Consider the following 11,432-nt stretch of genomic DNA (forward strand, 5'->3'; position numbering starts at 1 on the left):
GGGAAGTTCCTTCAGGTTTCACGGTCGTCAGATAGTAAAGGCCAAGCGCCCGGCGGGGCATCCGAAGAGTTGTTACAGAGCCCCCGGCCCCCTATTATCGTGCGTTTTCCAGTTGGCTCGTTGATAAGGGGCAAGCGTTATGATCAAGGTCGGTATCGTCGGCGGCACGGGTTACACCGGCGTCGAACTGTTGCGTCTGCTGGCACAGCACCCACAGGCCGAGGTCGCGGTCATCACCTCGCGCTCCGAGGCGGGTGTGGCGGTCGCCGACATGTATCCGAACCTGCGCGGCCATTACGACGGGCTGGCTTTCAGCGTCCCGGACAGCAAGACCCTGGGCGCCTGTGACGTGGTGTTCTTCGCCACACCCCATGGTGTTGCCCACGCCCTGGCGGGCGAGCTGCTGGCTGCTGGCACCAAGGTCATCGACCTGTCCGCTGACTTCCGTCTTCAGGATGCGGTGGAGTGGGGCAAGTGGTACGGCCAACCCCATGGTGCGCCGGATCTGCTCAAGGACGCGGTCTATGGCTTGCCCGAGGTCAACCGCGAGAAGATCCGCCAGGCGCGCCTGATCGCTGTGCCGGGTTGCTACCCGACCGCTACCCAGCTGGGCTTCCTGCCGCTGCTGGAAGCCGGCCTGGCCGACCCATCGCGGTTGATCGCCGACTGCAAGTCCGGTGTCAGCGGCGCAGGGCGTGGTGCAGCGGTGGGCTCGTTGTTCTGCGAGGCTGGCGAAAGCATGAAGGCCTATGCGGTCAAGGGGCACCGTCACCTGCCGGAGATCAGCCAGGGCTTGCGCCTGGCTGCAGGCAAGGATGTCGGCCTGACCTTCGTACCGCATCTGACCCCAATGATCCGCGGCATCCATGCCACCCTTTATGCAACCGTCGCCGATACCAGCGTCGACCTGCAGGCGCTGTTCGAGAAGCGTTATGCCGATGAGCCGTTCGTCGATGTAATGCCGGCCGGCAGCCATCCGGAGACCCGCAGCGTGAGAGGCGCCAACGTCTGCCGTATTGCGGTGCATCGGCCACAGGGTGGCGACCTGGTGGTCGTGCTGTCGGTGATCGACAATCTGGTCAAGGGCGCCTCCGGCCAGGCAGTGCAGAACCTGAACATCCTGTTCGGCCTGGACGAGCGCATGGGCCTGGCGCATGCGGGCCTGCTGCCCTGATCGACGGCCCGAGCCACACATGATGGGGGCATAACGCCCCCATTTTTGCCGGGCACGACCAAAGCCGCACAATTCTTGACCGATTTTCTCGGAGAAGCGGATAATGCGCGTCATCGAGTTTTATGGCGGCATTGCGCCGGGAGAGTCAACATGAGCGTCGAAACCTTCACCCCCACGGCTTTGGAATTCACCCAAGGTGCTGCGCACAAGGTGAAGACCCTGGTCACCGAAGAGGGCAATGATCGCCTGAAGCTGCGTGTGTTCGTGACTGGCGGCGGCTGCTCGGGGTTCCAGTACGGCTTCACCTTCGATGAGGAAGTAGCCGAAGACGACACCGTGGTCGAGCGCGAGGGGGTTTCCCTGGTCGTGGACCCGATGAGCTTCCAGTACCTGGCGGGCGCCGAGGTGGACTACCAGGAAGGCCTGGAAGGGTCGCGCTTCGTGATCAAGAACCCTAACGCCACCACCACCTGCGGCTGTGGCTCGTCGTTCTCGATCTGAGCCTGGCCTGTAATGAAAACGCCGCGCTTATGCGCGGCGTTTTGCTTACTGCATGGGCATCAAGCCGGGTAGATCGCGCCGAGTACGCGCAGCCCCTTGGCAGCCGTGACGCTCGGACGGTTGGTTGGAATGCCTTCGAGGCAGCAATGGGCCAACCAGGCGAAGGCCATGGCCTCGACCCAGTCCGGATCGACACCGTAGGCTGCGGTGCTGGCGACTCGTGCAGACGGCAGCAAGGCCGCCAACCGACGCATCAGTGCGCCGTTGCGTGCGCCGCCACCGCATACCAGCAGGGTTTCAGTGTGGGGCTGGGCGCTGCGTAGCGAATCGACGATGCTGCAGGCAGTCAGCTCCAGCAAGGTCGCCTGGATGTTTTCGTCCCGGTAGTTCGGCAGCGCCGCCAGATGAGCATCCAGCCAGGGGAGGTTGAACACCTCGCGGCCTGTGCTCTTGGGGCCGGTTCCGGCGAAGAACGGGTCGGCAAGCAGGCGGGCAAGCAGGTCACTGGATACGCTGCCGCTGGCCGCCCAGTTGCCATCGGCATCGTAGGCCTGGCCGCGCTTGCGTTCGATCCAGGCATCGAGCAGTACATTGCCCGGGCCACAGTCGAAACCATGAACTGGCTTGCCCTGTTCGATCAGGCTGAGGTTGCTGAACCCGCCGACGTTGAGGATGGCGACCTGCTGACCCAGCTGGCCGAACAGCGCTTCGTGGAAGGCCGGCACCAATGGCGCGCCCTGGCCGCCTGCTGCCACATCGCGGCGGCGGAAGTCAGCCACTACGCAGACGCCGGTGAGTTCTGCCAGCAGGGCTGGGTTACCGATCTGTACGGTGAAGCCGCGCGCAGGCTCGTGGCGGATGGTCTGGCCGTGGCTGCCGATCGCGCGAATGGCACCGGCATCCAGGCCCTGGCTTGCCAGGAGTTGGTGGATGCCATCTGCGGCGAGGGTGACCCAGCGGTTTTCCGCGAGGCAGGCACGGGCGATTTCGTCAGGGCCGCTGGCGCAGAGGGCGAGCAGGTCCCGGCGAAGGTCGGCGGGCATGGGGATGTAGTGGGTGGCGAGCAGACGGGTCTGCTCGCCTTGGTCGATCAGTGCGATGTCCAGGCCGTCGAGGCTGGTTCCGGACATCACACCCAGATAGAGCGCCATGGGTCAGCGCTTGTTGGCTGCGAGCATGGTGGCCTTTTCCTGGTCCATGCGGGCGATCAGGGGCTTGCTCTGTTGCAGGAAGCGCTGGCGCTCGGCGCGGGCGATCGGGTCGGCCATGGGCAGCTTGCGGCTCAAGGGGTCGACGTGCACGCCGTTGACCTGGAACTCATAATGCAGGTGCGGCCCGGTGGACAGCCCGGTGGTACCGATATAGCCGATGATCTGGCCTTGCTTGACCGAGCTGCCGGTCTTGATGCCCTTGGCGAAGCCCTGCATGTGGCCGTAGAGCGTCTTGTACGAGTTGCCGTGGGCGATGATCACGGTGTTGCCGTAGCCGCCGCGACGGCCTGCAAGCAAGACCTTGCCGTCGCCGGCGGCCTTGATCGGGGTGCCGCGAGGGGCTGCGTAGTCGACGCCTTTATGGGCCCGGATTTTGTTCAGGATCGGGTGCTTGCGGCCGGCGGAGAAGCGCGAGCTGATGCGGGCGAAGTCCACCGGCGTGCGGATGAACGCCTTGCGCAGGCTGTTGCCATCAGCGGTGTAGTAGCTGGTGTTGCCCTGCTTGTTGGTGTAGCGAACAGCGGTGTAGGTCTTGCCGCGGTTGGTGAAGCGGGCGGAAAGGATATTACCGGTGCCGACCACCTTGCCATCCATGACCTTCTGCTCGTAGACCACGTCGAATTCGTCGCCTGGGCGGATGTCCTGGGCGAAGTCGATGTCGTAGCCCAGCACCCGCGCCATGTCCATGGTCAGGCTGTGGGACAGGCCGGCGCGCTTGGCGGAAGCCGACAGCGAGCTTTTGATCACGCCATGGGCATAGGCGGTACGCACCACTGGCTTGCTGACTTCGCGATCGAAGCTGTAGCCCTTGGCGGTCTTGGTCAGGCGAATGGTCTCGAGGCTGCTGACCTTGCTGTGCAGGCTGGCCAGCTGGCCGTCCTTGTCGAGCTCGAACTGCAGCACCTGGCCATGCTTGAGCCGGCTGAACTGCTTGGCTTGCTTGCCGCTGGCCAGGACGTCATGGACCACATTGCTCGGCAACCCGACCTTGGCGAACAGGGTGGACAGCGTATCGCCGCGGGCGACGGTGACCTCGCGATGGCCGGGAATCTTGGCGTCGGCGCTTTCCTCCGCCTTCTCCTCGGCAGCGGGCGCCTGCTCGGCGGTTTGCGTGGTCGCAGGCTCCGTGTTCTCGATCTGAGCGAAGGGCGAGCCTTTGTCGCCTTCGGTTTGGACCAGGGGGGCGGCCTTGGACTCGTCCTTCAGCTGTTCTGCCGGGGTCTCCAGCTCGAGGCTGAGGGTGGTCTTCTTGGCCTCGACTTCGCTGGAGGGGAATACCAGCAAAGCCAGGCTGAGCAAGGCGGCGATGCCGCTGGCGGCCAACAAATGGCTTTTCGGATAAAGCGGGGGCGCTTTAGGCGTCTCGTTGGTCATAGGTGAGGTGACTTTGAAAAAAGTGAAATGGAAAAGATGAATGACATGATGAAGATGAAATAACTGTATAAAATATAACCAAATCCATTTTCGCGCAAGGGCGCGTAGACGCCGCGATACACCTTTCGGGTCACATTCCTTTGCGAAACTTGTATTTGACGGCCGATCTTGTATGGTTGGCTCCCCTTGAATCTGAGCCTTGCGGGTCTGTCTATGAAGTCGGTTGAAGAGCAGCTGGCGCTTATCAAGCGCGGTGCGGAAGAGGTATTGGTCGAGTCGGAACTGGTGGAGAAGCTCAAGCGCGGCCAGCCCCTGCGTATCAAGGCGGGCTTCGACCCGACCGCGCCGGACCTGCACCTTGGGCACACGGTGCTGATCAACAAGCTGCGCCAGTTCCAGGATCTGGGGCATCAGGTCATCTTCCTGATCGGCGACTTCACTGGCATGATCGGCGACCCGAGCGGCAAGAGCGCCACGCGTCCTCCATTGACCCGCGAGCAGGTCCTGGACAATGCCGAGACCTATAAGCAGCAGGTGTTCAAGATCCTCGACCCAGCCAAGACCGAGGTCGCGTTCAACTCCACCTGGATGGATAAGCTGACCCCGGCTGACTTCATTCGCCTGGCTTCCCAGTACACCGTGGCGCGCATGCTCGAGCGCGATGACTTCGACAAACGCTATAGCAGCAATCAGCCGATCGCGATCCATGAATTCCTGTATCCGCTGGTGCAGGGCTACGACTCGGTGGCGCTCAAGGCTGATGTCGAGCTGGGTGGTACCGACCAGAAGTTCAACCTGTTGATGGGGCGTGAGCTGCAGCGCGCCTACGGTCAGGAAGCGCAGAACATCGTGACCATGCCGCTGCTCGAAGGGCTCGACGGCGTGAAGAAGATGTCCAAGTCCCTGGGCAATTACGTGGGCATCCAGGAAGCGCCTGGGGTGATGTACAGCAAGCTGGTGTCCATTCCCGATACGTTGATGTGGCGTTACTTCGAACTGTTGAGCTTCCGTTCGATGGACGAGATCAACCAGTTCCGTGCTGATGTCGAGGCGGGCGCAAACCCGCGTGATATCAAGATCAAGCTGGCTGAGGAGATCGTGGCGCGCTTCCACGGTGAAGAAGCTGCGGCCAATGCCCACCGAGCTGCGGGCAACCGCATGAAGGATGGTGAGCTGCCGGAAGATCTGCCTGAGGTTGATGTAGTTGCCTCGGAGGATATGCCGATCGCTGCCGTGTTGAACAAGGCGGGCCTGGTGAAGAACTCGGCGGCAGCGCGTGACCTGCTCAATGCTGGCGGGGTAAAGGTGGATGGTGCCGTAGTCGATCGTGGCTTTGTCTTTGCGGTCGGCGCTACCCATGTGTGCCAGGCGGGCAAGAAGGCCTTTGCGCGCATTACCTTGAAAGCTGAGTGAAGATGGCTTCTATATAGAGAAGCGATGGAAGCGGGGAGATCGGTAGGTCTCCCCGTTTTGTTTTTCGGCGATATTAAAGTTTTTTGAAAATAACGGTTGACGTGCCGTTTCAGGGGCCTATAATGCGCCCCACTTCCGACGCAGTCGAAACGCAAAACTCCTTGAGATTCAATGAGTTGAACGCTTCAGGTAGTATCGGAAGGCTTCGGTCTCACAGATCGGCAGCGGTGAAAAAAGGCAGTTGACAGCAGGTTTTAACGCTGTATGATTCGCCTCCCGCTACGAGAGATCGCAGCGAGTTAAGCGGTTGAAGTTGAACGAAAAACTTCAAAATAAACGCTTGACAGGCTCTGAGGAAAGCGTAGAATGCGCGGCCTCGGTTGAGCAAAGCGCTTAACCAAATCGCTCTTTAACAATCGAATCAAGCAATTCGTGTGGGTGCTTGTGAGTACGGACTGATAGTCGCCAAGATTATCAGCATCACAAGTGGCCATGCGAGAAATCACATAGTCATTTGAGATTGCTGAGCCAAGTTTAGGGTTTCTTAAAAACCCAAGCAGTATTGAACTGAAGAGTTTGATCATGGCTCAGATTGAACGCTGGCGGCAGGCCTAACACATGCAAGTCGAGCGGATGACGGGAGCTTGCTCCTTGATTCAGCGGCGGACGGGTGAGTAATGCCTAGGAATCTGCCTGGTAGTGGGGGACAACGTTCCGAAAGGGGCGCTAATACCGCATACGTCCTACGGGAGAAAGTGGGGGATCTTCGGACCTCACGCTATCAGATGAGCCTAGGTCGGATTAGCTAGTTGGTGAGGTAATGGCTCACCAAGGCGACGATCCGTAACTGGTCTGAGAGGATGATCAGTCACACTGGAACTGAGACACGGTCCAGACTCCTACGGGAGGCAGCAGTGGGGAATATTGGACAATGGGCGAAAGCCTGATCCAGCCATGCCGCGTGTGTGAAGAAGGTCTTCGGATTGTAAAGCACTTTAAGTTGGGAGGAAGGGCAGTAAGTTAATACCTTGCTGTTTTGACGTTACCGACAGAATAAGCACCGGCTAACTCTGTGCCAGCAGCCGCGGTAATACAGAGGGTGCAAGCGTTAATCGGAATTACTGGGCGTAAAGCGCGCGTAGGTGGTTCGTTAAGTTGGATGTGAAAGCCCCGGGCTCAACCTGGGAACTGCATCCAAAACTGGCGAGCTAGAGTATGGTAGAGGGTGGTGGAATTTCCTGTGTAGCGGTGAAATGCGTAGATATAGGAAGGAACACCAGTGGCGAAGGCGACCACCTGGACTGATACTGACACTGAGGTGCGAAAGCGTGGGGAGCAAACAGGATTAGATACCCTGGTAGTCCACGCCGTAAACGATGTCAACTAGCCGTTGGAATCCTTGAGATTTTAGTGGCGCAGCTAACGCATTAAGTTGACCGCCTGGGGAGTACGGCCGCAAGGTTAAAACTCAAATGAATTGACGGGGGCCCGCACAAGCGGTGGAGCATGTGGTTTAATTCGAAGCAACGCGAAGAACCTTACCAGGCCTTGACATGCAGAGAACTTTCCAGAGATGGATTGGTGCCTTCGGGAACTCTGACACAGGTGCTGCATGGCTGTCGTCAGCTCGTGTCGTGAGATGTTGGGTTAAGTCCCGTAACGAGCGCAACCCTTGTCCTTAGTTACCAGCACGTCATGGTGGGCACTCTAAGGAGACTGCCGGTGACAAACCGGAGGAAGGTGGGGATGACGTCAAGTCATCATGGCCCTTACGGCCTGGGCTACACACGTGCTACAATGGTCGGTACAGAGGGTTGCCAAGCCGCGAGGTGGAGCTAATCTCACAAAACCGATCGTAGTCCGGATCGCAGTCTGCAACTCGACTGCGTGAAGTCGGAATCGCTAGTAATCGCGAATCAGAATGTCGCGGTGAATACGTTCCCGGGCCTTGTACACACCGCCCGTCACACCATGGGAGTGGGTTGCACCAGAAGTAGCTAGTCTAACCTTCGGGAGGACGGTTACCACGGTGTGATTCATGACTGGGGTGAAGTCGTAACAAGGTAGCCGTAGGGGAACCTGCGGCTGGATCACCTCCTTAATCGAAGACATCAGCCTGCTGATGAGCTCCCACACGAATTGCTTGATTCCTTGAAGAAGACGATGCTGTAACGCGACCCTGTTATAGGTCTGTAGCTCAGTTGGTTAGAGCGCACCCCTGATAAGGGTGAGGTCGGCAGTTCAAATCTGCCCAGACCTACCATTCGCTGGGTGCAGAGACGACGGGGCCATAGCTCAGCTGGGAGAGCGCCTGCCTTGCACGCAGGAGGTCAGCGGTTCGATCCCGCTTGGCTCCACCATTTGCTTTGCTACGCAGTTACCTGCAGAACTTAGAAATGAGCATTCCGCTGTGAATGTTGATTTCTGACTTTTGTCAGATCGTTCTTTAAAAATTCGGATATGTGATAGATAGACTGATGACCACTTTCACTGGTGGGCCATCAGGCTAAGGTAAAATTTGTGAGTTCTGCGCGAACGCGCGACATGCGAATTTTCGGCGAATGTCGTCTTCACAGTATAACCAGATTGCTTGGGGTTATATGGTCAAGTGAAGAAGCGCATACGGTGGATGCCTTGGCAGTCAGAGGCGATGAAAGACGTGGTAGCCTGCGATAAGCTTTGGGGAGTCGGCAAACAGACTGTGATCCAGAGATCTCTGAATGGGGGAACCCACCTAGGATAACCTAGGTATCTTGCACTGAATACATAGGTGCAAGAGGCGAACCAGGGGAACTGAAACATCTAAGTACCCTGAGGAAAAGAAATCAACCGAGATTCCCTTAGTAGTGGCGAGCGAACGGGGACCAGCCCTTAAGCTGGTTTGAGATTAGTGGAACGCTCTGGAAAGTGCGGCCATAGTGGGTGATAGCCCCGTACACGAAAATCTCTTGCCAGTGAAATCGAGTAGGACGGAGCACGAGAAACTTTGTCTGAACATGGGGGGACCATCCTCCAAGGCTAAATACTACTGACTGACCGATAGTGAACCAGTACCGTGAGGGAAAGGCGAAAAGAACCCCGGAGAGGGGAGTGAAATAGAACCTGAAACCGTATGCGTACAAGCAGTGGGAGCCTACTTTGTTAGGTGACTGCGTACCTTTTGTATAATGGGTCAGCGACTTATATTCAGTGGCGAGCTTAACCGAATAGGGGAGGCGTAGCGAAAGCGAGTCTTAATAGGGCGTTTAGTCGCTGGGTATAGACCCGAAACCGGGCGATCTATCCATGGGCAGGTTGAAGGTTAGGTAACACTGACTGGAGGACCGAACCGACTACCGTTGAAAAGTTAGCGGATGACCTGTGGATCGGAGTGAAAGGCTAATCAAGCTCGGAGATAGCTGGTTCTCCTCGAAAGCTATTTAGGTAGCGCCTCATGTATCACTCCAGGGGGTAGAGCACTGTTTCGGCTAGGGGGTCATCCCGACTTACCAAACCGATGCAAACTCCGAATACCTGGAAGTGCCGAGCATGGGAGACACACGGCGGGTGCTAACGTCCGTCGTGAAAAGGGAAACAACCCAGACCGTCAGCTAAGGTCCCAAAGTCATGGTTAAGTGGGAAACGATGTGGGAAGGCTTAGACAGCTAGGAGGTTGGCTTAGAAGCAGCCATCCTTTAAAGAAAGCGTAATAGCTCACTAGTCGAGTCGGCCTGCGCGGAAGATGTAACGGGGCTCAAACCATGCACCGAAGCTACGGGTATCACCTTAGGGTGATGCGGTAGAGGAGCGTTCTGTAAGCCTGTGAAGGTGAGTTGAGAAGCTTGCTGGAGGTATCAGAAGTGCGAATGCTGACATGAGTAACGACAATGCGAGTGAAAAACTCGCACGCCGAAAGACCAAGGTTTCCTGCGCAACGTTAATCGACGCAGGGTTAGTCGGTCCCTAAGGCGAGGCTGAAAAGCGTAGTCGATGGAAAACAGGTTAATATTCCTGTACTTCCAGTTATTGCGATGGAGGGACGGAGAAGGCTAGGCCAGCTTGGCGTTGGTTGTCCAAGTTTAAGGTGGTAGGCTGAAATCTTAGGCAAATCCGGGATTTCCAGGCCGAGAGCTGATGACGAGTTGCCATTAGGCGACGAAGTGGTTGATGCCATGCTTCCAAGAAAAGCTCCTAAGCTTCAGATAACTGGGAACCGTACCCCAAACCGACACAGGTGGTCGGGTAGAGAATACCAAGGCGCTTGAGAGAACTCGGGTGAAGGAACTAGGCAAAATGGCACCGTAACTTCGGGAGAAGGTGCGCCGGCGAGGGTGAAGGACTTGCTCCGTAAGCCCATGCCGGTCGAAGATACCAGGCCGCTGCGACTGTTTATTAAAAACACAGCACTCTGCAAACACGAAAGTGGACGTATAGGGTGTGACGCCTGCCCGGTGCCGGAAGGTTAATTGATGGGGTTAGCGCAAGCGAAGCTCTTGATCGAAGCCCCGGTAAACGGCGGCCGTAACTATAACGGTCCTAAGGTAGCGAAATTCCTTGTCGGGTAAGTTCCGACCTGCACGAATGGCGTAACGATGGCGGCGCTGTCTCCACCCGAGACTCAGTGAAATTGAAATCGCTGTGAAGATGCAGTGTATCCGCGGCTAGACGGAAAGACCCCGTGAACCTTTACTATAGCTTTGCACTGGACTTTGAGCTTGCTTGTGTAGGATAGGTGGGAGGCTTTGAAGTGGGGACGCCAGTTCTCATGGAGCCATCCTTGAAATACCACCCTGGCAACCTTGAGGTTCTAACTCAGGTCCGTGATCCGGATCGAGGACAGTGTATGGTGGGTAGTTTGACTGGGGCGGTCTCCTCCCAAAGAGTAACGGAGGAGTACGAAGGTGCGCTCAGACCGGTCGGAAATCGGTCGCAGAGTATAAAGGCAAAAGCGCGCTTGACTGCGAGACCCACACGTCGAGCAGGTACGAAAGTAGGTCTTAGTGATCCGGTGGTTCTGTATGGAAGGGCCATCGCTCAACGGATAAAAGGTACTCCGGGGATAACAGGCTGATACCGCCCAAGAGTTCATATCGACGGCGGTGTTTGGCACCTCGATGTCGGCTCATCACATCCTGGGGCTGAAGCCGGTCCCAAGGGTATGGCTGTTCGCCATTTAAAGTGGTACGCGAGCTGGGTTTAGAACGTCGTGAGACAGTTCGGTCCCTATCTGCCGTGGACGTTTGAGATTTGAGAGGGGCTGCTCCTAGTACGAGAGGACCGGAGTGGACGAACCTCTGGTGTTCCGGTTGTCACGCCAGTGGCATTGCCGGGTAGCTATGTTCGGAAGAGATAACCGCTGAAAGCATCTAAGCGGGAAACTTGCCTCAAGATGAGATCTCACTGGGATCTTGAATCCCCTGAAGGGCCGTCGAAGACTACGACGTTGATAGGTCGGGTGTGTAAGCGCTGTGAGGCGTTGAGCTAACCGATACTAATTGCCCGTGAGGCTTGACCATATAACACCCAAGCAATTTGCTGTTGCGAATTGCGGTGGTGAAGACGAACGAACCGAAAGTTTGCATCACAAATTCACATATCCGAATTGGCTGGCATGTCCATCTGGACGTTCTGGCAACAGAATTTCTTGACGACCATAGAGCATTGGAACCACCTGATCCCATCCCGAACTCAGCAGTGAAACGATGCATCGCCGATGGTAGTGTGGGGCTTCCCCATGTGAGAGTAGGTCATCGTCAAGATTCATTTCGCAAAACCCCTAT

At 57.3% G+C, this 11,432-nt stretch carries 5 protein-coding genes, 2 tRNA genes and 3 rRNA genes; 8 read left to right on the forward strand and 2 right to left on the reverse strand.

What is annotated here, in order from left to right:
• Positions 1–139: 139 nt before the first annotated feature.
• Positions 140–1,174 carry an N-acetyl-gamma-glutamyl-phosphate reductase gene (argC, locus tag ACXHGZ_RS00890; RefSeq protein ID WP_480461966.1) on the forward strand — a complete coding sequence of 345 codons (1,035 nt, stop codon included), beginning with the start codon at positions 140–142 and terminating at the stop codon, positions 1,172–1,174.
• 150 nt (positions 1,175–1,324) lie between these two features.
• Complete coding sequence (gene erpA / locus ACXHGZ_RS00895; protein ID WP_084856129.1) at positions 1,325–1,675, forward strand: iron-sulfur cluster insertion protein ErpA; 351 nt, start codon at positions 1,325–1,327, stop codon at positions 1,673–1,675.
• Positions 1,676–1,734: 59 nt separating this feature from the next.
• Here the strand turns inward: erpA and ACXHGZ_RS00900 are convergent, their stop codons facing one another.
• Together ACXHGZ_RS00900 and ACXHGZ_RS00905 are read right to left on the reverse strand one after the other, a co-directional pair.
• Positions 1,735–2,826 carry an anhydro-N-acetylmuramic acid kinase gene (locus ACXHGZ_RS00900; protein WP_480461968.1) on the reverse strand — a complete coding sequence of 364 codons (1,092 nt, stop codon included), beginning with the start codon at positions 2,824–2,826 and terminating at the stop codon, positions 1,735–1,737.
• Positions 2,827–2,829: 3 nt separating this feature from the next.
• Positions 2,830–4,260 carry a peptidoglycan DD-metalloendopeptidase family protein gene (locus tag ACXHGZ_RS00905; RefSeq protein WP_480461969.1) on the reverse strand — a complete coding sequence of 477 codons (1,431 nt, stop codon included), beginning with the start codon at positions 4,258–4,260 and terminating at the stop codon, positions 2,830–2,832.
• A 213-nt stretch (positions 4,261–4,473) separates the two neighbouring features.
• Here ACXHGZ_RS00905 and tyrS point away from each other — a divergent pair, with 213 nt between their 5' ends.
• The 6 genes from tyrS (at position 4,474) to rrf (ending at position 11,411) form a co-directional block, all read left to right on the forward strand.
• Entirely contained in the window at positions 4,474–5,673 is a 1,200-nt protein-coding gene (tyrS, locus tag ACXHGZ_RS00910; protein ID WP_480461970.1) for a tyrosine--tRNA ligase, read from the forward strand.
• Between the two features lie 564 nt (positions 5,674–6,237).
• Positions 6,238–7,774 (forward strand): 16S ribosomal RNA (locus ACXHGZ_RS00915).
• A gap of 85 nt (positions 7,775–7,859) precedes the next feature.
• A tRNA-Ile gene (locus tag ACXHGZ_RS00920) sits at positions 7,860–7,936 on the forward strand.
• A 21-nt stretch (positions 7,937–7,957) separates the two neighbouring features.
• Positions 7,958–8,033 (forward strand) — tRNA-Ala (locus ACXHGZ_RS00925).
• 242 nt (positions 8,034–8,275) lie between these two features.
• A 23S ribosomal RNA gene (locus ACXHGZ_RS00930) occupies positions 8,276–11,168 on the forward strand.
• A gap of 127 nt (positions 11,169–11,295) precedes the next feature.
• Positions 11,296–11,411: ribosomal RNA gene (gene rrf, locus ACXHGZ_RS00935) — 5S ribosomal RNA — on the forward strand.
• Together the 16S, 23S and 5S rRNA genes with 2 tRNA genes alongside form the textbook arrangement of a ribosomal RNA operon.
• The last annotated feature ends 21 nt before the right edge of the window (positions 11,412–11,432 follow it).

Source organism: Pseudomonas shiyinii (genome assembly GCF_056725765.1).